27 protein-coding genes, 1 tRNA gene and 2 riboswitches are annotated in these 25,817 nt (G+C 59.7%); of the genes, 16 read left to right on the forward strand and 12 right to left on the reverse strand.

Features of this window, described 5'->3' with window-relative positions; genetic code table 11:
• On the forward strand, positions 1 to 262 hold a 262-nt coding region (locus V7Z56_RS10805; RefSeq protein WP_334129453.1), incomplete at its 5' end, for a hypothetical protein.
• A gap of 83 nt (positions 263 to 345) precedes the next feature.
• Positions 346 to 1,317 (forward strand): patatin-like phospholipase family protein, encoded by a 972-nt coding sequence (locus tag V7Z56_RS10810; protein WP_334129454.1) that lies wholly within the window; start codon positions 346 to 348, stop codon positions 1,315 to 1,317.
• 6 nt (positions 1,318 to 1,323) lie between these two features.
• On the opposite strand, the gene V7Z56_RS10815 is transcribed toward V7Z56_RS10810, so the two are convergent.
• The 3 genes from V7Z56_RS10815 to V7Z56_RS10825 all read right to left on the reverse strand — a co-directional run bounded on the left by V7Z56_RS10815 (position 1,324) and on the right by V7Z56_RS10825 (position 3,564).
• Positions 1,324 to 1,755: a CBS domain-containing protein gene (locus V7Z56_RS10815; RefSeq protein WP_334129456.1), complete on the reverse strand. Its 432-nt coding sequence runs from the start codon at positions 1,753 to 1,755 to the stop codon at positions 1,324 to 1,326.
• Between the two features lie 117 nt (positions 1,756 to 1,872).
• The gene (rsmI, locus tag V7Z56_RS10820) at positions 1,873 to 2,622 is read right to left on the reverse strand and encodes a 16S rRNA (cytidine(1402)-2'-O)-methyltransferase (RefSeq protein ID WP_334129457.1); all 750 of its coding nucleotides are present in this window, start codon (positions 2,620 to 2,622) and stop codon (positions 1,873 to 1,875) included.
• 54 nt (positions 2,623 to 2,676) lie between these two features.
• Complete coding sequence (locus V7Z56_RS10825) at positions 2,677 to 3,564, reverse strand: LysR family transcriptional regulator (protein ID WP_334129458.1); 888 nt, start codon at positions 3,562 to 3,564, stop codon at positions 2,677 to 2,679.
• A 115-nt stretch (positions 3,565 to 3,679) separates the two neighbouring features.
• On the opposite strand from V7Z56_RS10825, the gene V7Z56_RS10830 reads away from it, so the two are divergent.
• Positions 3,680 to 4,891, forward strand: a complete 1,212-nt coding sequence (locus V7Z56_RS10830) for an acyl-CoA dehydrogenase family protein (RefSeq protein ID WP_334129460.1) — start codon at positions 3,680 to 3,682, stop codon at positions 4,889 to 4,891.
• Between the two features lie 127 nt (positions 4,892 to 5,018).
• On the opposite strand, the gene V7Z56_RS10835 is transcribed toward V7Z56_RS10830, so the two are convergent.
• Positions 5,019 to 5,504, reverse strand: a complete 486-nt coding sequence (locus V7Z56_RS10835; RefSeq protein WP_334129461.1) for a MaoC family dehydratase — start codon at positions 5,502 to 5,504, stop codon at positions 5,019 to 5,021.
• A gap of 105 nt (positions 5,505 to 5,609) precedes the next feature.
• On the opposite strand from V7Z56_RS10835, the gene bfr reads away from it, so the two are divergent.
• A complete protein-coding gene (gene bfr, locus V7Z56_RS10840; RefSeq protein WP_334129462.1) occupies positions 5,610 to 6,077 on the forward strand; it encodes a bacterioferritin in 468 nt (155 codons plus the stop codon).
• 116 nt (positions 6,078 to 6,193) lie between these two features.
• On the forward strand, positions 6,194 to 6,382 hold the full coding sequence (locus V7Z56_RS15700) for a (2Fe-2S)-binding protein (protein WP_443023794.1): 189 nt from the start codon (positions 6,194 to 6,196) through the stop codon (positions 6,380 to 6,382).
• Between the two features lie 102 nt (positions 6,383 to 6,484).
• Here the strand turns inward: V7Z56_RS15700 and V7Z56_RS10845 are convergent, their stop codons facing one another.
• On the reverse strand, positions 6,485 to 7,456 hold the full coding sequence (locus V7Z56_RS10845; RefSeq protein WP_334129463.1) for an NAD(P)H-dependent flavin oxidoreductase: 972 nt from the start codon (positions 7,454 to 7,456) through the stop codon (positions 6,485 to 6,487).
• Between the two features lie 515 nt (positions 7,457 to 7,971).
• On the opposite strand from V7Z56_RS10845, the gene V7Z56_RS10850 reads away from it, so the two are divergent.
• Together V7Z56_RS10850 and V7Z56_RS10855 are read left to right on the forward strand one after the other, a co-directional pair.
• Positions 7,972 to 8,325, forward strand: coding sequence for a hypothetical protein (locus tag V7Z56_RS10850; protein WP_334129464.1), 354 nt, complete (start codon positions 7,972 to 7,974; stop codon positions 8,323 to 8,325).
• Between the two features lie 78 nt (positions 8,326 to 8,403).
• Positions 8,404 to 8,490, forward strand: a riboswitch (glycine riboswitch).
• A 3-nt stretch (positions 8,491 to 8,493) separates the two neighbouring features.
• Positions 8,494 to 8,581, forward strand: a riboswitch (glycine riboswitch).
• 53 nt (positions 8,582 to 8,634) lie between these two features.
• Positions 8,635 to 10,098: an L-serine ammonia-lyase gene (locus V7Z56_RS10855; RefSeq protein WP_334129465.1), complete on the forward strand. Its 1,464-nt coding sequence runs from the start codon at positions 8,635 to 8,637 to the stop codon at positions 10,096 to 10,098.
• 9 nt (positions 10,099 to 10,107) lie between these two features.
• Here the strand turns inward: V7Z56_RS10855 and speE are convergent, their stop codons facing one another.
• A complete protein-coding gene (gene speE, locus V7Z56_RS10860) occupies positions 10,108 to 10,959 on the reverse strand; it encodes a polyamine aminopropyltransferase (protein WP_334129466.1) in 852 nt (283 codons plus the stop codon).
• Positions 10,959 to 11,405: an adenosylmethionine decarboxylase gene (gene speD / locus V7Z56_RS10865; RefSeq protein ID WP_334129467.1), complete on the reverse strand. Its 447-nt coding sequence runs from the start codon at positions 11,403 to 11,405 to the stop codon at positions 10,959 to 10,961. Before speD ends, speE begins: the two co-directional genes overlap by 1 nt.
• A 136-nt stretch (positions 11,406 to 11,541) precedes the next feature.
• Here speD and V7Z56_RS10870 point away from each other — a divergent pair, with 136 nt between their 5' ends.
• From V7Z56_RS10870 to V7Z56_RS10890, 5 genes are all read left to right on the forward strand, one after another.
• Positions 11,542 to 11,853, forward strand: a complete 312-nt coding sequence (locus V7Z56_RS10870; protein ID WP_334129469.1) for a cupin domain-containing protein — start codon at positions 11,542 to 11,544, stop codon at positions 11,851 to 11,853.
• A gap of 114 nt (positions 11,854 to 11,967) precedes the next feature.
• On the forward strand, positions 11,968 to 12,453 hold the full coding sequence (locus V7Z56_RS10875; protein ID WP_334129470.1) for a VOC family protein: 486 nt from the start codon (positions 11,968 to 11,970) through the stop codon (positions 12,451 to 12,453).
• An 84-nt stretch (positions 12,454 to 12,537) separates the two neighbouring features.
• On the forward strand, positions 12,538 to 13,062 hold the full coding sequence (locus V7Z56_RS10880; protein WP_334129471.1) for a hypothetical protein: 525 nt from the start codon (positions 12,538 to 12,540) through the stop codon (positions 13,060 to 13,062).
• A gap of 132 nt (positions 13,063 to 13,194) precedes the next feature.
• The gene (locus V7Z56_RS10885; protein ID WP_334129472.1) at positions 13,195 to 13,506 is read left to right on the forward strand and encodes a putative quinol monooxygenase; all 312 of its coding nucleotides are present in this window, start codon (positions 13,195 to 13,197) and stop codon (positions 13,504 to 13,506) included.
• Positions 13,507 to 13,514: 8 nt separating this feature from the next.
• Positions 13,515 to 15,566, forward strand: a complete 2,052-nt coding sequence (locus tag V7Z56_RS10890; RefSeq protein ID WP_334129473.1) for a TPR end-of-group domain-containing protein — start codon at positions 13,515 to 13,517, stop codon at positions 15,564 to 15,566.
• A 6-nt stretch (positions 15,567 to 15,572) separates the two neighbouring features.
• Here V7Z56_RS10890 and V7Z56_RS10895 read toward each other — a convergent pair whose 3' ends face one another.
• From V7Z56_RS10895 to flgK, 5 genes are all read right to left on the reverse strand, one after another.
• Positions 15,573 to 16,346 carry an SDR family NAD(P)-dependent oxidoreductase gene (locus V7Z56_RS10895; protein ID WP_443023795.1) on the reverse strand — a complete coding sequence of 258 codons (774 nt, stop codon included), beginning with the start codon at positions 16,344 to 16,346 and terminating at the stop codon, positions 15,573 to 15,575.
• A gap of 283 nt (positions 16,347 to 16,629) precedes the next feature.
• Positions 16,630 to 16,706: transfer RNA gene (locus V7Z56_RS10900), tRNA-Met, on the reverse strand.
• Between the two features lie 92 nt (positions 16,707 to 16,798).
• Positions 16,799 to 17,947 carry a tRNA 2-thiouridine(34) synthase MnmA gene (gene mnmA, locus V7Z56_RS10905; protein WP_334129476.1) on the reverse strand — a complete coding sequence of 383 codons (1,149 nt, stop codon included), beginning with the start codon at positions 17,945 to 17,947 and terminating at the stop codon, positions 16,799 to 16,801.
• Between the two features lie 56 nt (positions 17,948 to 18,003).
• Complete coding sequence (locus V7Z56_RS10910; RefSeq protein WP_334129478.1) at positions 18,004 to 18,963, reverse strand: flagellin; 960 nt, start codon at positions 18,961 to 18,963, stop codon at positions 18,004 to 18,006.
• Between the two features lie 10 nt (positions 18,964 to 18,973).
• The gene (gene flgK, locus V7Z56_RS10915) at positions 18,974 to 21,070 is read right to left on the reverse strand and encodes a flagellar hook-associated protein FlgK (RefSeq protein WP_334129479.1); all 2,097 of its coding nucleotides are present in this window, start codon (positions 21,068 to 21,070) and stop codon (positions 18,974 to 18,976) included.
• A 506-nt stretch (positions 21,071 to 21,576) separates the two neighbouring features.
• On the opposite strand from flgK, the gene V7Z56_RS10920 reads away from it, so the two are divergent.
• The 4 genes from V7Z56_RS10920 to sciP all read left to right on the forward strand — a co-directional run bounded on the left by V7Z56_RS10920 (position 21,577) and on the right by sciP (position 25,727).
• On the forward strand, positions 21,577 to 23,160 hold the full coding sequence (locus V7Z56_RS10920; protein ID WP_334129480.1) for a flagellar hook-length control protein FliK: 1,584 nt from the start codon (positions 21,577 to 21,579) through the stop codon (positions 23,158 to 23,160).
• Between the two features lie 42 nt (positions 23,161 to 23,202).
• Positions 23,203 to 23,895, forward strand: coding sequence for a flagellar hook assembly protein FlgD (locus tag V7Z56_RS10925; protein ID WP_334129481.1), 693 nt, complete (start codon positions 23,203 to 23,205; stop codon positions 23,893 to 23,895).
• A gap of 59 nt (positions 23,896 to 23,954) precedes the next feature.
• Positions 23,955 to 25,277, forward strand: coding sequence for a flagellar hook protein FlgE (gene flgE / locus V7Z56_RS10930; RefSeq protein WP_334129482.1), 1,323 nt, complete (start codon positions 23,955 to 23,957; stop codon positions 25,275 to 25,277).
• A gap of 162 nt (positions 25,278 to 25,439) precedes the next feature.
• Positions 25,440 to 25,727 carry a CtrA inhibitor SciP gene (sciP, locus tag V7Z56_RS10935; RefSeq protein WP_443023796.1) on the forward strand — a complete coding sequence of 96 codons (288 nt, stop codon included), beginning with the start codon at positions 25,440 to 25,442 and terminating at the stop codon, positions 25,725 to 25,727.
• Positions 25,728 to 25,817 lie beyond the last annotated feature (90 nt).

The raw sequence follows: 25,817 nt of genomic DNA on the forward strand, positions 1-25,817 counted from the left end.
TTCCAACAACCCCGCCGCCCAGGCATCCCTTCTCAATCATCAACAATGTCAAACAGCAAATCGTCCGCCTGCAACGGTCAGACAAAAAAACGCCGCCGAAATCCTGACTAACATCAGGCGTATCCGACTGCGTCGTTGCCCATCTTATATAGACATCGGGGCAACGCCGTCAACAGGTAATTTTACAAAATTCAGAAGCGCATATTATATCTTTAACGCGCCCTTAATACAACTTTTATCTAATACTGGAATGTCGGATTGACGAAGCCGTAAAATAGGCGTCGAATATATCCTCATCACCATCCGAAGCGCGGCGACAGCGGACGGGAAACCTCATTCAAGACAATGAAGAAGATCGATCCATCAGACCATAAAGGCAAGCCGGGCGAGAGCGCGTCCGGCAAGGCGCCTGCCCCGCAGCCCGAGATCGGGCTTGCGCTCGGCAGCGGGGTGGCGCGCGGCTGGGCCCATATCGGCGTGCTGAAACGTCTGGAACAGGCGGGATTTCGCCCCGATTATCTCTGCGGCACATCGATCGGCGCGCTGATCGGCGGCATGTATCTCGCCGGCAAGCTCGACGCCCTCGAAGAATGGGCGCGCGGCATCGGCAGCTCCGGCCTCTTTCGTCTGCTCGATATCCGCCTGTCGGGAAGCGGCCTGATTTCCGGCAACAAGCTCTTTACGCTGCTTGAGGACAGCCTCGGCGACACCCGCATCGAGGACCTGCCCATCCCCTTCGCCGCCGTGACGACGGAACTCGGCACCGGCCATGAGATCTGGATCCGCGAAGGCAACCTGGCGCGGGCGATCACCGCCTCCTATGCGCTGCCCGGCCTCTTCTCGCCGCAGAAAATTGGCGGCCGCTGGCTGATCGACGGCGCGCTCACCAACCCGGTGCCCGTCTCGGTCTGCCGCGCCCTCGGCGCCCGGCTGATTGTCGCAGTCAATCTCAACGTCGATGTCTTCGGCCTGACCAATATCGGTGATACCGAAGCGGCCTTCATGGCGGGCGAGAATGGTAACGGGCTCACCGCCCACGCCCGCTCGCCGCTCAATCTGATGAAACGGCGGTTCTTTGACAAGGACGGCCCCGAGCCCAGCATCTTCGGCGTGATGATGTCCTCGCTCAATATCGTGCAGGACCGCCTCAGCCGCTCCCGCCTTGCCGGCGATCCGCCCGATATCACGATCGCGCCGCGGCTCGCCCGATTCGGGCTGCTGGAGTTCAACCGGGCCCCCGAGATGATTGCCGAAGGCGAGCAGGCCGTCGACCGCTCCCTCGATTTCCTGCATCAGGCGGCAGACGTTCTCGCCTGATCCGCGTCAGCCCGTGGCGATGTAATCGCGCAGCGCCTCCGCTTCGCGCTCCACTTCATCGATACGGCTTTTCACAACGTCACCGATGGAAATAAAGCCCACCAGCTCACCCTCATTGAGTACGGGGAAATGGCGTATCTTGTTCACCGTCATCAGGGCCATCACCCGGTTGACGGAATCATCGAGCCCGATGGTGATAAGATCCCGCGTCATCAGCTCTTGCGCCTGGAAATCGAGACAGCTCCCCCCTTTTTCGGCGAGCGCGTGAACGATATCCCGCTCGGATAGGATCCCCTGCAAATCGCCCGATTCGCCGACCACAACCACCGCACCGATCCGCCGCTTCTCAAGAATTGAAGCGACGGTTGAGATGCTGTCCGAGGGCGAGACCGAGATAACGTCGCGCCCTTTGACTTTGAGTATACCGGCTACATTCATCGCGACCTCCTTCTCCACTGCCGAACAGGCAGTAAGTTATATTCTTCTAATATATAGCAGAAGGGGCCCGGTTACTCAATCGGGCTGCGGGGCGGTGCGCGCGGGCAACAGTCGGGCTCACCGCATCGGGAAGGGCGGCGCCGGTTCGTCCTCATCTTCCGCATCGCGCAGGGGCGGCGCAATGACGATGGTCACCTCACCCTTGACGGCGCGATCCGAGAACTGCGCCGCCAGCTCCGTCAGCGGTCCGCGGGAGATATTTTCGAATTTTTTTGTCAGCTCGATGCAGACGGCGGCGGGACGATCGCCGAGAACCTCCGCTGCAACGCTAAGGACTTTTCCGACACGAAAGGGCGATTCGAAAAAGACGAGCGCGGAAGGAATTTCGGCGAATGTCGCGAAAAGCTTTCGCTGGCGGCCCGGCCGGCGGGGCAGGAAGCCGAGAAAGGTGAAGGCCGGAATGGGGAGACCGGCGACCATGAGGGCGGTAATCACCGCGCTCGGCCCCGGCAGCGCGACCACATCATAGCCTGCCTCGATAACGGCGGCGGCCATCCGCTGGCCCGGATCGCTTATTCCGGGCGCCCCCGCATCGGTCGTGATGCCGACCGATTTGCCATCGCGCAGCAGCGACAGGATGCGGCCAACGGCCCGCTCCTCATTATGCGCATGGCAGGCGAAAATGATCGGCGGGCTCGCAAGGCCGTGCCGCTCGAAAATCTTGCGGGTATGGCGCGTATCCTCGCAGGCGAGCGCATCGACAGACTGCAATATTCGAAGCGCCCGGAGGGAGATATCCTCAAGGTTGCCGATCGGAGTCGGAATGAGATAAAGCGCCGGGCCGGCCTGATCTTCTGCATCGGTCATGACTGCCGACTAACCATATTCCGCCCGCGCGCGCAACGTCTTCCGCGCGCAAGCTCAAAAAGTCGAGAAAACCTGCTCGCGCAGCCACTGGCTGATCAGCGTCTGATCCGTGGTGACATGCCAGTAAAGAAAGAGATCGAGATTGGGCACGGTGAGTGGCAGCGGAAAAGTCCGGCAATCATACATACCTGTCATCTGCACCGGCGCCGTGACCGCAAGATCGACGGCATCGATCATGTGAAACGCCGCCTGGTAATGCTGCAGCCGAACGCTGACGTTGCGCGAGAGGCCTTGCCGCTCGAGCTCGATATCCACGATCCCGCCGCCGCGCGAGCGCGACGAGACGAGGATATGCGTCATGCCGAGATAGTCCTCAAGCGTGATTCTGTCGCGGTCCGCGAGCGGATGGCGGCGGCCGACCGCACAGACATGCGCCTCCGAGACCAGCTTGCAGTGCTTGAGCTGCGAACTCGCAAGAAGCGGGATATCCAGCGCGAAATCAATCTCGCCAAGCGACAGCCGCCGGGCAATGGACTGGCGCGGCACGCTCAACGTCTGCACCTTCAACTGCGGCGCAAGGCGGGAAAGCCTCTCAAGCAGGCGCGGCAGTAAAATTGTTTCCCCGACATCGCCAACGGCGATGCGGATGGTCTTGTCGCAGGTTAGCGGATCAAACTCGGCGTCCGCATCAATCCCTGCCTGCAGAAGCCGGAGCGCCTGCCGGACCGGCCCGATCATGCGCTGCGCCATCGGTGTCGGATTCATCCGCTTGCCGGCGTGAATAAACAGCGGATCATCGAGGCGGTCACGCAGGCGCGCGAGCGCGTTGCTGACCGCCGGCTGCGTCACATTCAGGGTGCGTGCGGCAAGCGTCAGATTTCCGTGCGTATATATCGCCTCAAATGTCAGGAACAGATTGAGATCTAGCTGATTGAGCCGCATGTCGCATCCATCAGAAATCTGAATAGTCAATTATCACAGAAATAAACTTCAATGATCCTATCGTTGCCCCTATCCTGTCAGGAGAGCCTTCAGTTTACAATAAGGACCAAATAACATGGATTTTACCTTCTCTGACAAAGTTGCCGATCTTGCCGCACGCCTTGAGAGCTTCATGGAAGCCCATGTGTATCCTGCGGAGAAAGAATACCACGACTATGTGGAAAAGTCCGCGAACCGATGGACTATTCCGCCGATCATGGAGGAGCTGAAGAAGAAGGCCCGCGCGGAGGGGCTGTGGAACCTGTTCCTTGCCGAGTTTGAGGATTACGGCGCAGGCCTTACCAATCTTGAATATGCGCCGCTTGCCGAGATTATGGGCCGCTCGCTGATCGGGCCGGAAGTATTCAACTGCAATGCCCCCGACACCGGCAATATGGAACTGCTGGCCCGCTACGGATCCGCAGAGCAGAAACAGAAGTGGCTGATCCCGCTGCTGAACGGCGAGATTCGCTCCGCCTTCGCGATGACGGAGCCTGCCGTTGCCTCGTCGGATGCGACCAACATCCAGTCCACGATCACGCGCGATGGCGATGAATATGTCATCAATGGGCATAAATGGTGGACCACCGGCGCACCCGATCCGCGCTGCAAAATCCTTATCGTGATGGGCAAGAGCAACCCCGACGCACCGCGCCATACGCAGCAGTCGCAGATTCTCGTCCCGACCGATACCAAGGGCGTCAATATCAAGCGCCCGCTAAAAGTGTTCGGCTCGGACGATGCGCCGCACGGGCATGCCGAGATTATTTTCGACAACGTGCGCGTCCCCGCATCCAACCTGATCGGCAACGAAGGCGACGGGTTTGCCATCGCGCAAGGGCGGCTTGGCCCGGGCCGCATCCATCACTGCATGCGGCTGATCGGCTGCGCCCAGCGCGCGCTCGAAATGATGTGCCAGCGCGCCGAAAGCCGCGTCGCCTTTGGCAAGAAGCTGAGCGAACAGGGTTCAGTGCGCGAGGATATCGCCCGTTCCATCTGCGAGATCGAGCAGGCCCGCCTGCTGACCCTGAAGGCCGCCGCGCGCATGGATGAGGTTTCCTACAAGGAAGCGCGCGACCTCATTGCCATGATCAAGATCATCGCGCCGACCATGGCCCAGACGGTCATCGACCGGGCGATCCAGCTGCATGGTGCTATGGGCCTCTCTCAGGACACCTTTCTCGCCGAAGCTTTTGCCTACGCCCGCACCGTCCGTCTCGCCGACGGGCCGGACCAGGTGCATATGGCCTCGCTCGGCAAGCAGATTGTCCGCCGGTATGCCAGCTGAGAGCGGCATGAATGACACTGCGGAGGGTTTTTCGAAACCCTCCGACTTTCTGCCGCTCCTGCCCTTTGGGGAGCTTCCGAGTTAAACGCGGTTCACGCCTCGACCCGCAGCGATCGCCTTTGATCGCTCAGCCCGTCGTCCGCCGCCGGACGAGGAAACGCTGCTCCCCCTCCATGACCAGTTCGCGCCGCTGATTGTGAATGGTCGATTTGATCGTCACGACGCCGGTCGTCCGCTGCGGCTTCAGATCAGTGATGACAAGTTCCGGATAGACGGTATCGCCGCAATAGACGGGGCCGAGGAAGCGTGACGACTGGTCGATAAAGGCAACCATCGCCTCACCCAGCACATGCGGGAAGAGGCCTGCGCCCGGCGCCGACTGGATCAGCACCTGAAAACCATGCGCCAGCAGTTCCGGATGCCCCTGCGCGCGGCAGTATTCAACATCATAGTGAATCGGATGATTGTCACCAGAAGCTAGCTGGAAGGCCGCGAAATTTGCATCGCGCAACGTCCGCGAGGGGATATAGAAGCGCTGACCGACCGTCAGATCCTCAAAATAGCTGGCCTCGGCATATTTATGATTATCGGGGTTAAACTGGCTTTCGGTCATGGGGTCCCTCGCTTGCTGATCAAGTCTTGTTGTTATCCGCATTTCTTTAACGGCGGCGGTCCGCTATACTTAGAACTCCTGTCACTGTAACACAAGGAGTTAGGTATGAAAGGCGACAGCGCCATTATCCGGCACCTCAATGTGATCTTGAAAAACGAGCTCACCGCCATCAACCAGTATTTCCTGCACGCCCGGATGCTGGAAGACTGGGGGCTTAAGGAACTCGGTGAGAAGGAATATCACGAATCCATCGACGAGATGAAGCATGCCGACAAGCTGATCAAGCGCATCCTCTTCCTGGAAGGGCTGCCGAACCTGCAGGACCTCGGCAAGCTGATGATCGGCGAGGACGTAAAAGAGATTCTCGAATGCGATCTCAAGATGGAGCGTGCAGGCCATACCGATCTCAAGGCCGCCATCAAGGCCTGCGAAGAGACGCAGGATTACGTCTCGCGCAGCCTGCTGATCGACATCCTTGATTCGGAGGAAGAGCATATCGACTGGCTGGAAACCCAGCTTGGCCTGATCTCAAAGATGGGCCTGCAGAATTACATCCAGTCGCAAAGTTCGTAACCGCCGGGCAGCGATTTCAGAAAAATCCGGACGCCGTGTTAACGCTATTGACAATTATTCGCACGAATTATAGTTTCTGAGAATGATTGGCATTTTTAAGAGCGAATGGGCGTTAAATGTATATTTGTCTTTGTAACGGATTTACGGATCGCGACGTCAAAAGCGCGGTTGCTTCAGGCGCCCAGCGCATCGCCAACGTCTACGAAACTTTAGGCGGCGCCCCTCAGTGCGCAAAATGCTGCACCAATATCCGTGACATCATTCGCGAGAGCATGACCGAGGGAACAGCCGGCGTTCGCCGCTGAACGAATCCGCAAGGACCGTTTCCGATTCGCATTCCCTGATTCTATTTTTTGGAAAAATCAGAAGAAATTGCCCTCACCCCATAGGGGCGAGGGAACAGTCTCTTACATGGCCTTATTATTGATTTCAGCCTTGGCCTCGGCGTACTCTTTTTTCAAGCGATCGACAAACTCTCTCACGCTCGTGACAGTCTTGACGCTGCCTATTCCTTGCCCGGAACCCCAAATGTCTTTCCAGGCTTTTGATTTCCCGGTTCCCCCGCTGCCGAAATTCATCCGGCTTTTATCTGATTCGGGGAGATTGTCCGGGTCCAGTCCGGCTCTGATGATGCTCGGACGCAGATAGTTGCCGTGAACGCCGGTGAAGCTGGCCGTATAGTGGATATCTTCACCCGTGCTTTCCACGATCATATTTTTATAGTCTTCGACCGCATTGGCTTCCCTGGTCGCGATAAAGGCGCTGCCCATATAGGCGAGATCCGCGCCCATCGCCTGGGCGGCGAGAATGGAGCGCCCGTTGGAGATCGCACCCGAGAGGGCGATCGGGCCATCGTAGAACTGCCGCACTTCGGAGACGAGGGCAAACGGGCTGAGGCGCCCGGCATGGCCGCCGGCGCCTGCGCAGACGAGAATAAGCCCGTCCACGCCAACCTCGAGCGCCTTCTCGGCATGGCGGATCGTCGTCACGTCATGCAGGATAATGCCGCCATAGGAGTGGATTTCGTCAACAATCTCGGTCGGCGCGCGGAGGCTGGTGATGATCACCGGCACCTTGTGCTTCACGCAGAGCGCGACATCTTCATCGAGCCGGGAGTTTGACTTGTGAACGATCTGGTTGACCGCGAAGGGCGCCGCCTTCTTATCGGGGTTGGCCGCCGCGTAAGAGGCAGTCTCGCTTTTGATCTGATCAAGCCACTCGTCGAGTTGGGAGATGGGGCGCGCGTTCAGCGCGGGAAACGATCCGACAATGCCTTCCTTGCACTGCGCGATCACCAGGTCGGGGCCCGACACGATGAACATCGGCGATGCAATTACCGGGAGCGAAAGACGCCCTTCCAGAACACTCGGCATTGACATGTCGCAGCTTGTCTCCCCACAACGGTTAGAAAAGAATCGCCAGGCCCGGATCTTTGCGCCCAGTTACCCGGCTTGGCCAGTTTAGTAGCATTATTTTTCAAAGATGACAAATTGTCATTATTGACAAAATTTCATTTTTTTCTTTCGCAACTGCAGCAATATTACGAAAATTCGTTATAAAACATTAGATTATTACTCATAAGCGAATTATAAAAAAAAATACACCTGACTGTTTTTATCTATCCCTGTCGCCCGGAGCAGCGTTGAAATCGGCATTTCCTGTCCGCCGCCCTGTTCTCGCCGCCGATTCACCAGTTTTTTCGCGTAGAATCACCCGTTCGGAAAATATTTCCTGGTCACGGCGACGTTCTTGCCGCCCCGGCAATGCTGCGACGCACAATGATGCGGGCGTTTTAGCGACGTCGCCGCGAAATTCCGCCCCCGTCACTTCCCCTTCATCTGGCATGAAGACTGCATATCGCTGTCACAGGTTTATTTGTTAAGTGGAGAGAGCTGTGTTGCAAGCAGGTACACTGGACGGCGAGGCCCGTGGCAGAGGTATTGAAAAACGTCGCGCATTCCGGATTTCCAATCCGGTATTGAGCGTCGAGATCGCAGGGCGCCGCTATTCGACCGTCAACTGGTCCCTCGACGGGTTGCTTTTGAACGGGTTGCCCGGAGGAGCGGAGGTTGACATGCCCGTAGACGGCATCATGGGTCCGATCGGCGCGGCCGAGATGTGCCGCTTCGCCGGCAAAATTGTCCGGCTCGATGCTGCCGGCATGACGACCGCCATCGAGCTTGATGAGAAAAGCGCAGACGTCGCCGCCCTGCTGCCGCTCTGGGTCCTGAAATACGGCGCCCGCTGAAGCTGCTCGTCGAACTTGACAATTTGCGAATATAATCCCTAATCTCTCGGGCATATGCCGGGAGACCGGTATTCCTCGACCAGCGTGACGGAAGAGACCGGCCCTGCCGGCGCCGAAGGAGCAACCGCCCCGGAAACTCTCAGGCCCAGGTACCGTCACGAATGAGGACTCTGGAGAGAATGCCGCGAAAGGCGCGCGGCGTCACCGAAGGGGTAAGCCGGATGTCCGGCGCAATCTTTCAGGTACCCGGACAGAGGGGGCATTCCGAGCAACGCGTCGAGGTCCGACGCAGGAAAAGGGGTGCCCGCGATGCCAGACGACAAACGACCTCTCATACAAGGCGCCGGGGCCGCGCCGCCGGGCGCGGGCAAGGACGTGACGTCACAGCTCGATGTCAACATCAGCGTCACCGATCTTTATACGATCGGCATCGGCCCCTCGAGTTCGCACACGGTCGGGCCGATGCGCGCCGCCAGGCGGTTCGTCGACCAGCTCGAAGCCGAGAGCCTTCTGGATGAAACGCACAGCCTCCGCGTCGAGCTTTACGGCTCCCTCGCGCTCACGGGCCGCGGGCACGCCACCGATACCGCCATTCTGCTCGGCCTGGAAGGGGCGCAGCCGTCACTGATCGACCCCGATGACATTGCGCCAAGAATAGCCGCGATCCGGCTGAGCGGCAGCATCGCGCTGAAAGGAAAGCGCTCCGTCCCCTTTCATGAGGTGGAATCACTGCTTTTTCTGAAAGACCAGCGCCTGCCTGAGCATGCAAACGGCATGCGTTTTCTGGCGTTCAATGAACGCCGCGAGCAATTGTTTGAGAAAGATTATTTTTCAGTCGGCGGCGGCGCGGTCGTCTCGCGGGAGGAGGGCGACCGGGAGGAGACGCGCGGCCATAACATCCGCCTCCCCTACCCCTTTACCTCGGGTGAAGAACTGCTCGCGATCGGCCAGCGCGAGGGGCTTTCCATCGCCGATATCATGCGCGCCAATGAGCAGAGCTGGCGATCGGATGCGGAGACCGGTGCCTTTCTCGATTCGGTTGCCGACGCGATGATGGACAGTATCCGGCGCGGCTGCATGGCGGACGGGATGCTGCCGGGCGGCCTTAAAGTTCGCCGCCGGGCGGGCGCGCTTTATCGCGAACTGATGGACAACCCCGAGCGCGCCTCGCGCGATCCGCTGACCGTGCTCGACTGGGTCAATCTCTACGCGCTCGCCGTCAATGAAGAGAATGCGGCGGGCGGGCGCGTGGTGACGGCGCCGACGAACGGCGCGGCCGGCGTCCTTCCCGCCGTGCTGAAATATTATCTCCGCTTCTGCCCCGGCGCGGGCCGCGAGGGCGGCCGCAATTTCCTGCTGACCGCCGCGGCGATCGGCTGCATCTATAAGAAGCGGGCGAGCATTTCAGCGGCGGAAATGGGCTGTCAGGGCGAAGTGGGTGTTGCCTGTTCGATGGCGGCGGGGGCATTGACGGCCGTCCTCGGCGGCACCAACGAGCAGGTGGAGAATGCGGCAGAGATCGGGATGGAGCATAATCTCGGGCTGACCTGCGATCCGATCGGCGGCCTTGTCCAGATTCCCTGCATCGAGCGCAACACAATGGGGGCCATGAAGGCGATCAACGCCTGTCGCCTTGCCCTCTCCGGCGACGGCCATCATGTCGTCTCGCTCGATGAGGTGATCGAAACCATGCGCCAGACGGGCGTCGATATGCTCAGCAAATATAAGGAGACATCGCAGGGCGGGCTTGCCGTCAATGTCGTCGAATGCTGAGCCGGCGCGTTACTCGTCCCGCGTCAGCGCCTTCTGGATATTGAGCGGCAGCGCGAAGGCGGCCTTGTGCACTTCGGGCGTATAGTAATCGGTGCTGATCCCGGCCTCGACATAGCGTGCCGCGAGCGTTGAGAGGCTCACCTTTCGAAGGCTCGCATCATCCGTCGCCCAGCCATAGGCCATGATGCCGCCGACGTAGCTCGGGATCGCGGCGAGATAGAAGCTGACATCCTGAAAAAGTCGTCCAAGCCGCTGATAGCTGGTGCGGAGCTCCTCTTCCTGAACGAAGGGAACGCCATTCTGCGTGATAATCACGCCGCCGGGTGTCAGGCAGCTTTTGCAGTCGGAGTAGAATTCCTGCGTATAGAGGACTTCGCCCGGACCATGCGGATCGGTGCTGTCGATGATGATGACATCCCACGTCTCGTCCGTCTCCTTGACGAACTTGCAGCCATCGGCGATCACCAGATCAAGGCGCGGATCATCGAAGGCGCCGCCCGAGACGCTCGGCATATATTTCCGGCTGAGCTCGACTACCGTGCGGTCGATATCGACCATGGTGACCGCAATATCGCGATATTTCATGAGCTGACGCGCCGCACCGCCATCACCGCCGCCGACGATCAGGGCGCGCCGGGCATTGCCATGGGCCAGCATCGGGACATGCACGAACATCTCGTGATAGATAAACTCGTCCTTCTCAGTCGTCTGCACCGACCCGTCGAGGGACATCACCCGCCCGAAGTTCTTGTTCTCGAAAATCATCAGGTCCTGCAGGTCGGTCTGGTCGCGATAGAGGATCTTGTCGACCTTGAGCGCGAGGTTGACGCCCGAATGCAGGCCCTCGTCAAAGAGTTGCATCAATTGACGATACCCCGCTTGATTTCGTTAAGGTGAACCGTCTCCGGCCGGAAAGCATCGCGCAGCACCGCCACCGCCTTATACGGGTCGGCCCGGCCGCACATGAAGATATCGAGCGCCATATAGCCGCGCTCCGGCCAGCTGTGGAAACTGACGTGGCTTTCCGCCAGCACCGCGACACCGGAAAGGCCGTTCGGCTCGAACGCATGAATATGGATGTGCAGGAGCGTCGCCCCCGCCGCATCGATGGCTTTGACAAGCGCGGTTTCGATCAGCTCCGGATCGTTGAACCCCTCGCTGCCCCACAAATCGACGATCAAATGCGTTCCGGCGTAGGTCAGCCCGTCTTTATGGATAAAGTAGTCGAGCCGTTCCTCTGACGCCACCTCCGGCGAAATTATTCTTTCGTCATCCTCGAGCATCTTTCCCGCGAATGCCTCCTTCAATCCCAGTCCAAAAGGTGCCGCGTTATCGCCGAGATGCCCGCCAAGTGCAAGGGAAAAGTGCCCCCGCCTTTTGTGTTTTCGAGGCGCAGCGCTTCATGTTAAGGATGATCTCCTTGTTCTGAAATGGGGAAACGCGATGCGCCATATCAAACCCGCCGACTTCACCGGAGAGAAAGCCTGGGACGCGCTGGACATCGAAAAAATCGCCAATGCGACGGTCCGCCTGCACTGGACGGACAAGCCCTATATCTGGCACGTCAATGACGGGGCGGAGGTTTTTGTCCTGCTTGATGGCCGCGTCGATATGCATGTTCGCCTCGGCGGCACGAAGAAAATAATCCGGCTCGAGCCCGGCGACATTTTTCACGCCGAAGCCGGCGACGAGCATAAGGCCGTCCCGCTGACAGAGGCGCGCATTCTTGTAATCGAGACCGAAGGCAGTATCTGACCGCGAACGGCGATATCGCTGCGAGGCCGTCTGCCTGCCATCGCGCGGCGGTTGTTTTTGTCGCCGCGCGCCCCACATACAGAGTAAATCGGGCGCCAAAGATTGGGGAATATCATGATCAAAGGACTGCACCACAATGCCTACCGATGCCGCAATTCGGAAGAGACACGGGCATTCTACGAGGATTTTCTGGAACTGCCGCTCGCCGATGCGCTGATCATCCGGACGACGAAAACCGGCCGCAAGGCGGAGGTGCTGCACACTTTCTTCCGCATGGGAGACGGCTCCTTCCTCGCGTTCTTTGAAGCGCCGGACGAGCCCTTCGAATTCAAGGAGCAGCGCGACTTCGATCTGCACATCGCCCTTGAAGTGGACATGGACACCCTCCACAGAATGTTCGCCAAGGGCAAGGAAGCCGGCATCGAGACGCGCGGAATATCCGATCACAACTTTATTCAGTCGATCTATTTCCGCGATCCAAACGGCTATGTCATCGAGCTCACGGCAAAAATCCCCGAAAAGACGCCGGCGCCCGACGTCGCCGAAAGGCAGGCGCGCGAGATGCTGGATGAATGGAATAAAGCGCGCCTGACGGCCTGATAACGCCACATTCCCCTTTTTCCGGTTGTCGGCGAGACAGCTTTGCCCATATTGTGGCAATCGTCGCTCTGGAGGGGGATGTCGATGAAGTTCAAAAGCTATCGTATGGTCAGCCTGCTGGCGCTGTTTTGTCTCGGGCTGGCGCTGCCGGCGGCCGGTGATGATCGTTACATCGGATATTATTACCCGGCGCCGGCGGAAATCGAGACCTATTGCGGCCGCATTCCCGTCCTTGACGGGATGGACAAGCGCAAGCGTGTCGGCTTCGTCATCGGCCTCAAGGATGGCGCGGCCAGCGTTCCTTACGAAGTCCCCTTCTCCATTTTCGTCAAAGGCGGAAACGCGGAGAAGCTGATTATCGTCGCCAAGCGCGAAGGCTATCTCAATTCCATCTACCGCGTCCGGGCTCTGCTCGCGGAGCTCACCAGCAACGCGCGGACGATGCCGATTTTTGAGGATACCGGCGCGCCCGAAGAACTGACCTTCCTCGACCTGCTGGCGTCTCTCGAATTTAGAAGTATCACGGTCAGTGACGGCGCGGCCTTCACGCACCAGATCAGGATGCATCCCGTTTCAGCAGCAAATTGCCAAAGCAGCCAAAGCGGTTAAGGGCGACGCAGCCCTTGAGCGCGTCATCCCCGAACGTGGAGAGGCAATGACTGCGATTTATCGTGGCTTTCGCCCCGACCTGTGCTTAGAATTAGTGCGAAATCAACAACCATCAACGAAGGAATAATAAAGATGCCCGTTAATGTAATCGCCCATATCACCGCAAAACCCGGCAAGCGGGAGGAAGTTCTTGCCGCCTTCAAGGCGAATGTGCCTGCGGTGCTCGCCGAGAAGGGCTGCATCGAGTATAACGCCGTCATCGACATGGAAGGCGTCGGCAGCTGGCAGGCGAAACTCGGAGAGGACAGCTTCGCCGTCATCGAGAAATGGGAGACGATGGACGATCTGATGGCCCATGCGGCCTCCGCGCACATGAAGGCTTACGGCGCCAAAACCAAGGACCTGCTCGACAAGCGCGTGATCCACATTCTGCAGTCTGTCTGATTGCCGCGATGCGCCGCCATGCCAACTCGCTTGTCCTGACGGCGCTATCCGCACTCCTCCTCCTGACACCCGTCCCCGCCGCAAAGGCGGAAGCTGACGCCCCGCCCGCCGAGATCAATGTTTTCGAAGCGCCCCTGATGGCGGAGATGCTGGATCATGTCTTTCGGGTGCTGAAGGCCGGCAGGTTCGTTGAGGCGGAAGAGGCGATGCGCGCGTTCACGGCGCGCTTTCCCGATCAGGCGCAAGGCGAATATCTGCTCGCGACAATTCTCGCCGTGCGCGGCAAAAAGGCGGACGCGCTCGCGATGCTGTCCGCCGCAGTGACGCATGGCTTTCGTGACGCCGCCCTGCTGCAGCGGGACGCCAATCTCGATCCGATTCGGGATGAGCCGGAATTTACCGATATCGCCGAGCGTATCCTGAACAGCCCGGCTCCGGAACGGCGCACGATGACGCACAGTGTGCCCGGCGTCATTCACGACGGCATCGCGCCGGTTGAGAGCGAAAATACCTCCGCCTTGCCACGTTTTCACACCCTCTTCACCGAGTTTGAACCGCCACGCGAAACAGGGGCTAGAGTCGTACAGACGACGGGTGACGCCGTCGCGGACCGGCTCAACCTCTGGTACAAGGAAGGACGCGCTGCCGGCAATGCGGGCGATCTCTATGACAACCGCGATCATCAGCATTCTTTATTGCCGCGCGACGCCTATCCGCAGCTTTCCCTCACCCGGTACGGCGAGGACGCGCGGGACGCCGGGGTCGACTATGGGCTGAATAATAAAATTCTCTTCAACCGGGTCACCTTCGGCAATTCGTCGACGGCCGTGACCGGCGGCGCGTTCTGGCGCAGTCAGGCGCGCCTCGCGCTGACTGATCCCGCCGGCGTCGGCCACCTCTTCCTGCAATATATCCGCAATCATCTTTATGTATATCCGGCGGTATCGGACTATGATCCGGCCGCAGGCGATGTTCTGACGGCAAACTCGCCCTACATGATCATCTCGAACGGGCGGTCAGGGTCCGACCAGCCGTTCCTTCATGCCATCGCCAGCATCCTTGCCGCCTTCCGCCCGGAGGTGAAGGCGCATCTTGCGGCGCATAACCTGATTGCGCCGACAGTCCAGATGCTGCTGCGCCAGGGTCAGGCGACGGTCAAAACATCGGCGGACTACCTCACCTACAAGGCGCATCCGCCTGTCTTCGATGCCGCAAACATCGATCTTCTTCGCATGATCGAGGCGGCGCAGGCGCTTACTATCGACGAGGTTCCGCCGATGGTGATGCTGGAGGTTCTGAAAGAAGATGGACCCCGTCCCGGCATCGATGATTTCAGCCGCTTTCGAAGCGAGGCACTCCACACGACGCCCGGGCTGATCACGCGCGCGGTCCGCTCGGCCGCCTATCGCAAGACCATGACCGTCAGCGCCGCAAAGACGGAGATCCCGCCTGGGCAAACGCTCTCCTATCACTGGACCGTGCTCCGCGGAGATCCGACCGGGATTCGCATCACACCGAAAAACAGCACCGGCAGCATCGTCGAGATCAGCGTGCCGTGGCATGCCCCCTTTGCGGCGCCGGAGCGCCCCGACCTCACAACAGCCCGGGTGGAGATCGGCGTCTTTGTCCATAACGGCAGGAATTATTCGGCGCCGGCATTCATCAATTTCCTCTATCCCGCCAATCAGCATCGGCGCTACGATGACGAAGGGCGCCTCCTTTCCATCGCGCATGACGGCGAGGAGACGGCGGGCAACTACATTGACCCGCAGGTGTTCGCACGCCGGCACTGGCGCGATGACTACAGCTACGATGCGGAAGGGGCGCTCATCGGCTGGCAACGTTCCGGCCACGGACAGGAGGAGAGCTTTACCCGTGACGGCGCGCTGATCGTGGCGCGAGATACGCTCGGCCGGGCGGTGCGCGCGGAGAGGGTGACCTACCCTCTCGCCAAGGATGCGGAAGGGCTGCCCGTCATCCGCATGGAGCGAACGGGGCAGTTCCTGATATATGAATATGCGGGCGACGGCGACCGCATCGGCCGCCCCCGCCCGCAGTAATTTTTCCTAGAAACCGATGTGCGAGCCGCCATCGATCGTGAGATGTTGTCCGGTGACGTAACTTGACGCGTCGGAGAGCAGGAAACAAACGCTCTTCACCACTTCCTCGGGCGAGGAGAAGCGCTGCAGAACGACCTGCGACATATAGGAATCGCGGAATTTGTCCGAGCGGATGGTTTCCGTCATCTCCGTCTCGACAATGCCGAAGCAGGCGCTGTTGACGCGGATCCCATAGCGTCCCCATTCCTTCGCCGCACTCATGGTAATGCCGAGCACGCCGGCTTTCGCCGCACCATAGTTGATCTGCCCAATGGTGCCGCGCCGGCCCGCGATAGAGGAAATATTGACGATCGAGCCCGGATTCTTGTCACCGTCATTGGCCCGCTCGATCATATGACGCCCGACAGCCTGCAGGCAGTAAAAGACACCACTCAGATTGACATCAATCACCTGCTGCCAGGTTTCGACCGGCATTTTGTTGATCATCGCCGCCCGCACAATACCGGCGTTGTTGACGAGGCCATGAACCGCGCCGCTCGAGGCGACGGCTTTATTCACCATATCCTGGACGAACCCGGGATCGGCAACGCTGCCGACATGTACCTCGGCATTCCCCGCGCCGAGCTTCTCGGCGACGACTTCGAGTTTGTCGCCCTGAACGTCGACGAGGATAGCCCGCCCGCCGAGCTTGACGATCAGATCGGCGGCCGCCTCGCCCACCCCCTGGCTTGCGCCGGTGACGATAATATTGCGGCCTTCCATTGACATGGGATTAATCATCTGCATTTCCCTTTTGTTGTATTCTTCATTTTTTGAAAGGATTAAGGGGCTCAGGCGGGTGCGCATCGGACGCCCGGAGCTGTCTGCATTTGAGACCCTGCCTTGATGCTCATACGAGGGCAAATCCTGTTCTTGTCATCCATACTGTGCCGCGGGGGAGAACGTAGCAAAGCAGGCCGGGATGATCAATGCCGACGTGAAAGTGATATTTCCCGCGCCGCGCGCACGAATGGCGCCGCGAAAGAATAAAGTCAGGAGAATTTTTATTGAACGAGGGGGAAAATGGTGGCTCCTCCCAGACTCGAACTGGGGACACATGGATTATGATTCCACCGCTCTAACCAACTGAGCTAAGGAGCCTCCATCGGACCCGGCCGCCGCACTGTGGCCCGGTCCGCCGAAGCCCGGTTTTTAGGGTTTTTAGAAAGCCCTGTCAAGCAAGGAAATAACAATTAAACGGCAGCCTGCCGCATCGCCTCAACAAGATCAAACGGCGCTTCCGTTCCCGCGATCCAGCCACCGCCAAGCAGCCGATCGCCCTTATACATGACACAGGCCTGCCCGGCTGAAACGCCGCCTTCGGGCGTTACGAGCTGTACCTCGGCCCAGCCATCGCCCGTCCCGAACACGGTCGCCGGCATCGGCTCCTGCGTCGAGCGGAGCTTGACCGAAATGTCCGTGCCCGCCATGTCGAGCGGGCGATCACCGATCCAGTTGACCTCGCGAAGAGTGACGCGCGCCACGAGCAGCGCCTCCGGCGGACCGACAATGACCCGGTTTCGCGCCGGATCGATCTGCACGACATAGAGCGGCACGCCGGTCGCGATGCCAAGGCCGCGGCGCTGGCCGATGGTGTAGTTGATAATGCCCGTATGGCGGCCAAGCACGGTGCCGTTCAGATCGACGATGTCGCCCGGAACGGCGGCGCCGGGGCGCAGTCTTTCAATCACGCTCGCATAATTGCCATTCGGGACGAAGCAGATATCCTGGCTTTCCGGCTTGGCGGCGACCGAAAGATTGTATTTATCCGCCAATGCCCGCGTCTCCTCCTTGGTGAGATCACCGAGGGGAAAACGCAGATAATCGGCCTGCTCCTGCGTCGTCGCAAAGAGGAAGTAGCTCTGGTCCTTGAGGCTGTATTTGCCGCGGTAAAGCCGCGCCCGTCCCCCCACCACCTCGCGGCGGATGTAATGGCCGGTGGCGAGCGCCCGCGCGCCGAGATCCTTCGCCGTCGCCAGAAGATCGTTGAATTTCACCGTCTGGTTACAACGCACGCAGGGGATCGGCGTCTCGCCGCGAAGGTAGCTGTCGGCGAACTCCTCCATCACCTGGTCGCGAAACCGGCTCTCATAGTCGAGGACATAATGGGGAATACCGATGGCATCGGCAACACGGCGGGCATCATGAATATCCTGCCCGGCGCAGCAGGCGCCCTTTTTCTGCACCGCGACGCCATGATCGTAAAGCTGCAGGGTGATGCCGACGACATCATAGCCCTGATCTTTCAACAGGGCAGCCGTCACCGAGCTGTCGACACCGCCCGACATGGCGACGACGACACGGGTATCTTCCGGCGCTGCATCAAATCCTAATGAATTCATTTCCGGCAATATAAACCGCGCCGCTCAATATGCAAGAGCGCGTCTTGCCGCACCGGTCAGAGGAAATTCAGCAGGCTTGTCCGGTTGATCGAACTCAGAACGCTGTAAGAGATATCCAGCGCGAACTGGCGCTGGTTCAGATTGGTGATCGCTTCGGCGGCGTCCACATCCTCGATATCGCTGATGAAGATCTTTGTCTGGCTGATCTGCTGGGCCAGCGCCTCGGAGGCATCTTCGATCGTGCGCTGGCTGAGCCCGTTTTCACCGCGGCGGACGGCAAGATTGTCGATCATGGTTTCAATACGGGCGATCTCGCCAACCAGAAACGCCTGATCCTCCTGCGATATCGGGGCCGCAAAGCCGTTTGACGGGCCTGTCGGCACGGGCGCGGTTGTCGGCACCGTGCCGTCCGCCCAGAGCGCAAGACGTTGCAGCACGGTCATCATTTCGAGACCGATATCCTCGGCCAGCATACCAACCTCCAGCGTCCGGTTTTCATCGATGCGAACCGACGCTTTGAGATCGTTGTTCTGAAAGATATCCGTGGGCGGCTGGCTCGCGGCGCGAAGCTCGGCGAGCGTGGAGATACCGACCGGCGGAACATCCGCATTCGATCCCGCAAAGAGATAGCCTTCGGTATTGCGGGCATTGAGGAAATTCTGCACCGATTCGAACGCCCCCTCGATGGTCGAGAGAAGCCCCTGCGGCGAGGATGAGCTGATCGCCGACATGACGGCGCCGCGAAGATCTCCCCCCGCCTTCTCCATGCCGGAGAGCGACTGGTCGTAATGGGCAAGCCGGTTCATCACCTTGCCGTTGTTCGCGGCATGCTGTTCAAGGCGGGCGAGCAGGGATTTCGAGCCGGCGAGGCTCGAAACATCCATGTGAATATCTTTATAATATTCCGCCTTGTGTCCGGTCGAGACCTGCCGCTGGGCGCTCGCGACATTGTTCTGCGCCTTCAGCATTTCATTGATGAGCGACTGGTTCTGCTGAAAGGTTGAAATACGTGTCATGGCTTTTCTCCTACACGAGGTTTACCAGAACGTCATACATCTCGCGCGCGGTCGTGATGATGCGCGCAGAGGCGTTATAGGCGTTCTGAAACACGATGAGATTGGCGAGCTCTTCATCCATATTGACGCCCGAGACTTCCTGCAGGCGGTTATGGAACTCCGTTGCGAGCGCCGAGCGATCATTGTGCAGACTGTCGGCGCGGGCCGCATCGAGCCCCGCTTTCGCAAGGATCTGCGCGGCGTAATCGCCAAGCGATACCGTGGAGCCGGTCAGCCCGCCGATGGTCGGAAAGGCGATGGAGGTTGTTGCGATTTCCTGAAAGGCGAGCGCGCCACGATTATCCGCAACTGTGATGGCGGGCGTGCCGCCGGCATCGATCCGCGCGGTCGCAAGAAGCGCAGGGTTCGCATCGATCAGCGGATTGACCGAAAAGCCGAGGCCCGCATCGGCGGGAAAGCGCAGCCCGACGCCAAACATTTCGGAGAAGGTCACGGGCGTTGCGCCGCGCTGCGAACCGTCGGCCGCAACATTTATCTGGTAACCGGAATAGCCGTTCGCCATCGTGAAGCTGAGCGCGCCCGATGCATCGAGCGAGGCGGCGGTATAGGGGCCGAGGTTGCTGTTGATCGCCGCCACGACATCCGCCATCGTGCCGCCGATTGCGCCGAAATCAAGCGTCATCGCGATCGGGCTTTCGCCGTTTGGCCCGATCAACTCAAGCGCCATGGTGCCGCTGAAGCCGTGCGCATCGGCGGCCGTCATGCCGGTGGAGAAAGACGTTCTAATATTTGTGCGGATCAGATCGTTCATTCCAAAGAACTGCGAAAATCCGCGCCCGCCGCGCTCGGACGGCGCACCTTCCTCCTGTCCGATCCCGACGCCTGTCGCCCCGCCGGAGGCCGTCATGGTGAGAACCCCGCCGGCAAGGGAAAGCGTGCCTGCGCCCAGCGCGCCGTTCACCTCATTGATCACATCCGCCATTGTCACGGTGGCGGGATCATCGAAATCGACCGTGTGGGAGGCAACAATATTGTTGTTCGCATCGAAGCTGTAGAATGTTGCCTGGCCGGTGAAGCCATGCGCATCGGTAGCAAGCACGCCGGTTGAGGCGCCCGTCAACACGGCCGGCGGCGGGACGGTGATATTCTCGTTATGAACCTTGTTGAACTGCTCCGCCACCGCGGCGGAGAGCATCCCGATCTGATTGGCGAGATGCGGCAGTTCGCTATTACGCATATCGAGCCAGCCGCGGAGTGACCCACTTTTCAGCTCCGCATCGAGCGGCAGGCCCGTCGCGGATATCGTCTTGGTTTTCGTATCATACACATTGACCGTGATCTGCTCGAACACCGTGTCGCTGCCAACATGCGCCGCCGGCGAATAGACAAGCTGGCGCGGCTGATAGTCGAGCAGCTGATGCCCGGTATCCGTCACCACAGCGACAGCGCCGTCACTCATCGGATATGTTTTAACGTCCATGATCTTGGAAATCTCGGCAAGGGCCTGATCGCGCTGGTCGAGAAGCTCGCCCGCCGGACGATTGCTGTTTGTCGCCGCGCGGATCTCCAGATTCAGCTCATGGATCCGGATAAGCGCGTTGTTAACAGTTCTGATCTCCTGCGCGATATGACCGTCCGTTTCCTTGCGGAGCGCCTGTACCTGGGTGAGCAAGCGGTTCGCCTCGATCCCGAAGCCGGCGATTTCATTGAGCACCGTCTTTCGCGCCACCGACATCGTCGGATCGATCGTCAGCGCCGCAAAGGCGGAGTTCAGGCTGTCGAGCTTACCCGTCAGGGAGCTGTTTGCGGCCGGATCGCCGAGCAGGGACTGAAGCTGGTCATAGATTTTCGCCATCGCCTTATATTGCTCCGACCCTGCGGTCGCGAGCCGAAGCTCCTTTGCGATGAACTCATCGGTGATCCGCCGGACATCGGAAACCTCGACGCCGGAACCGACCCCGTTGATGGAGACCGAACTCAGATCGACGGCCTTTCGCGCATACCCCTCCGTATTTACGTTGGCGATATTGCCCGAGGTCACATTGAGCGCGGTCTGGTTCGCCAGCATTGCGGTGACGCCGGCATTCATAATTGCATTGAGGCTCATGATTTCTGCTCCGAAGCGGCGATAACGCGTTGACGGGCGACGGCAAAATCGACCGGGATATGGCAAAAGATACCGGGCAGGCTTTTCCAAAGCGCCCCTACACCGGCCTTCATATCTCGCCCAACCTTATGATATTCAACGCGTCTCATTGCTTTTACCTGCAAATTTCGTTGCGGCAAACGGTCACCGCAATCAACTTCTCGGCAGATATCAAGCAATTATAATGCCAGTTCAAGCCGATTGCCTGGAAAGCGCCCGACGCGGAGCAGGCAGGGGGTAAGCGAAACGCCCTTATATAAGCACGGTTCCTGCCCGGCAAAAAAGTCTCGCCGGCCCGGAGAAGCACGGTCAGCACGGCCGAATTTGCCTATCCGCGCGCGCCTCCCCATTCGCTTAGATAATTGATTTTATATAGTTTTTTCTGATTTTCCAAAACTGGCCCGCCGTTTGCTTGATAACAGCCGAGTGGTCCGCCGGATGCGGCAAAAAATTATGTGAGACAAATCATGGATGTTGGTCTGATTACAGGAATGACGAGCGAGCAACCGCGCCGGGACAAGGATGTCCGGGAGGGCGGTGGGACAGGCTTTGCCGATCTCCTGAATGAGCCGGCGACGGCAAAGCGGCCCGCGGCAAAGGCGGCAGAGCGGGAAGCACCCGCTGCAGAAGGTGGCCGCGAGAAAGCGGTCGAGACGCGCGCAAAAACATCCGAGACGCCCGCCATCACTGAAAAAAAGCCCGTGCGCGCCGCGTCTGTCGAGACCAATGAGACGACTGCGCCCGCGCCGGTGCAAAACCCTGCCAATGGTGAGACGCCGAATCCGGCGGACGTATCGCTGCCCTCTTTGAGCGCGGCGGAGACTGTCCCGCCGATTGAGAGTGCGCTCCAGTCGCAGCAAAACCCCGCCTACGTAGCGGTTGCCGCGCCGGACGGGAAGGCTCCCCCAACCGGGAACGCGTCCGCCCCGGCCGGGATCGCACCCGCAGCCCCCGCCAATGCGGTGATCGCGCAACAGGAGATGGCGCCGTCCGCTTCGCCTGCGACAGCGCAACCGATCAACACCGCCGCACCCGGCGCGTCAATCGCGCCTTCGGGCGAGAATGATACCCCTGCCGCACAGATTCAACAGATTCAAGTGAACGAGGTCGTCGCACGCGGGGTGAAAGAAAAAACCCCGGCGACGGCGGGCGCGCCTTTAAATAATGCAGCGGGCGAGCCCGTAACCGATACGGCCGCCTCAAAAGCGCTCACGACCGTCCGCGGCGATGCCGAGGCGAAGATGAGTGAGAAAGATATGCTGGCGGCGAAAATCTCGGAAATGCTTCGCGACGGGAACGGCAGCATAACGGCGACGTCAGCCAAAGCCCACACCGGCCACCCGGGCCTTGCCAGCGCCGCGACATTGATGAACGCAGGCCTTGCGGCGACCCCGGCGGGAAGCGCGCCCGGCCTGGCCGCCAATCTGGTGGCCGCATCCGCTGCACCGGTGAATATGGAAGCAGCTCTTGCGCAATCGGCGGCGCCGGCCGTCGGCGGAGCGGCGGCCGCGACGCCGGATGCCGGCGGGCAGATGATCCCTGCCATCCCGACCGGCGCGGTGCAGAGCGTTGATGCGACCTCCGCGAGCACCATGAGCCAGGCCGCCAATGCGGCAAGGGCGCATCATCTACCTGTCGCGGAGCAGCTCTCGGTCCATATCAATACGGCCATAAAGGAAGGGCAGGACCGCATCAAAGTCAGCCTGCATCCCTCGGAACTCGGGCGGGTCGAGGTCAAGCTCGACATCGGCCATGACGGACGCATTCTCGCCGCGGTCGCGGTTGACCGGCAGGAGACGCTCGATCTGCTACAGCGCGACGCACGGGCGCTTGAGCGTGCGCTCCAGAATGCCGGCTTTGAGACCGGATCGAACAGTCTCAGCTTCAGCCTGCAGCAGGAACGCGGCGGCGAACAGGAGCGGCGCGAGGCTTTTGCAGGCGGCGCGGGTGCGGCCCAAAGCCTCAGCGATGAAACCGCCAGCGTCGAGATGGCGCGGCCCGCCTATGGCCGTAGCGGCCGAACTGACGGCAGCCTCGATATACAGGTTTAGGTAATTGACATTGACAGATTTCCAGAAAGTGAGTTCAAGACCATGACGGAAATATCCCCTACAGTGGCCTATCCCGGCAGCGCCGCAACAAATGCGCAGAAAAATCTTGCGAATAACTTCGACGATTTTCTGACACTGCTGACGACCCAGCTGACCCATCAGGATCCGCTCAACCCGACGGATACGACGGAATTCACCAATCAGCTGGTGAATTTCACCTCGGTCGAGCAGGCCATCGCCACAAACCAGAATCTGGAATCTCTGGTCCAGCTGACGCAGATGGCGCAGCAGAACTCCATGGCGGCAAATATGGTCAATTATCTCGGCAAGACGATTGGCACCAATCTCAACGCGGCATCGCTTAGCGGCGGGGCGGCAAGCTGGAATATCGATCTTGGCAGCCACGCCGCCAATGTGACCTATCAGATTTATGATCAGTACGGCACGATGGTCTTTAGCGAAACGAAGGACAGCGCGTCCGCCGGCAAGCAGCAGTATCACTGGAACGGCACCAGATCAAACGGTACCGCCGCCGGTGACGGCGCTTACTATCTCGTGGTCAAGGGCGAAACGCCGAGCGGCAGCAAGGTTCAGGTCGGCTACAGCTTCGAAGGCACTGCGACCAGCATCGAAACCGTAAATGGCCAGGCAGTTCTGAAGATCGGCAACGTTCCCGTCGGTCTCGATTACATCACGTCCATTACCCAGAAAAACCTGAATGAACCGTCCGCATGAGTGCGGCAACAGCAGTAGGCCGTCGTCCTTCGGGCGGGCGGTAAAATAGGAGAGAGAAAATGAGTTTGACAGCAGCAATGTTTTCCGGCGTGTCCGGGCTGGCCGCCCAATCCATGGCGATGGCGACCATTGCGGACAATATTTCGAACACCAACACCATCGGCTACAAGGGCACAAAAGCAATCTTCTCCACGCTTGTGACGGAAAGCGCGACGGACACGAACTATACGGCCGGCGGCGTGCAGGTCCATCCGCGCGCGCAGATCGACCGCCAGGGGCTCGTCAACGGCTCGACGATCGACACCCACATGGCAATTGCCGGCGACGGCTTCTTCGTCGTCAGCTCTTCCCCCAACCCGGGGGCGACCGGCGCCAACTATGTGTTTACCCGCGCCGGCACTTTCGAGCCCGACGCAAACGGCCTGCTGCGCAACGCACAGGGCTATTACCTGCAGGGCTGGGAAATTGATCCCGAAGGCAACATTCCCGCCAACCGCTCCGATCTCGCCGCGCTGACGCCGGTCAACATCACCGGCCTCACCGGTAACGCCGAGGCAACCTCCACCATCACGCTGCAGGCGAACCTTTCGGCGACCCAGGCGACGTTCGGCCCCGGCTATGTCGCGGGCGATATGGCGAACGGGACGGTGGAACCGCATTTCGTCCGCTCGTTCCAGATTTATGACAGTCTCGGCGCCGCGCACACCGTAACGCTCAATTTCCTCCGCACCGGCTCGGGCGTCACGCCCAACGAATGGACGGTGGAAATCACGGCTGACACGGACAATGACGGCACGCAGAACGTCATCACTTCCGCCATTGTCGGCTTCAACAGCGATGGCACGCTCGATATGGGGACAACAACGCTCGCCAACTCGATCAGCATTCCCTGGGCGGCGACGATGGGTATCAACTCACCGCAGGCAATTGATCTCAATTTCGGCACGGACGGCCTCTCCAACGGCCTCACGCAGTCCGGCGCGGTTTCCGAGCTTGTCTCCTCGGACGTCAACGGCGCCCTGTTTGGCGCGTTTGAATCCGTCTACATCAACGAACTCGGTGTTCTCGTCGCCAAGTTCGACAACGGCACGTCCGAGGAAATCTACAAGATTCCGATCGCCACCTTCGCCAACCCCAACGGACTGCAGAGCCGCGACGGTAACGCCTATGACGAAACCCCCGAGGCCGGCACCTTCACCCTGCGTGAAGCCACCATCGGCGGCGCCGGCAAGATAATCTCGTCGGCAACCGAAGCCTCGACCGTCGATATCGCGGAAGAGTTCACGCGCATGATCGTCACCCAGCGGTCCTACTCCGCGGCCGGTAAAATCATCACCACCGCAGATGAAATGCTGGAAGAGCTGATCCGCCTGAAGCGCTAACATTCAGCCGCGGAAAGCCTGAGCTTCATGGCGGAAAATCCCCTTTTTCGCCATGAAGATTAAATTAACCAACCTCATTAGCTGTTTGTTAAATCGCAGCGGATATGATCTCGGTTCAAGGCAAAACGTTAAGTATGAGGTAATGCGAAAATGCAATCGCAAATGGACCGCAAAGTGAATCGCATCATCGGTCTCGATGGCCAGCCGATGACGATCCATGACCTGCCGCCGAAGGATACCAAGAGGTGGGTGATCCGGCGCAAGGCGGAAGTGGTCGCGGCCGTTCGTGGCGGGCTTATCAGCCTGGACGATGCGTGCCGCCGCTATACGCTCTCCGTCGAGGAGTTCCTGTCATGGCAGAAAGCAATCGACAAACATGGTCTGCCGGGACTTCGGACGACCCGCATTCAGGACTATCGCCCGAGTGAAGCGCTTCACAAAAATGACTGATTACGCCATTCGTTAATTTCTTTTCACGTAAAGCCCGGCCCTCCGCCGGGCTTTTTTGTTGTTTCCGGGCCGTGCCCTGCCCGCATTTCA

Origin of the sequence: Sneathiella sp. (genome assembly GCF_036844445.1) — a bacterium.
Lineage (GTDB): Bacteria > Pseudomonadota > Alphaproteobacteria > Sneathiellales > Sneathiellaceae > Sneathiella.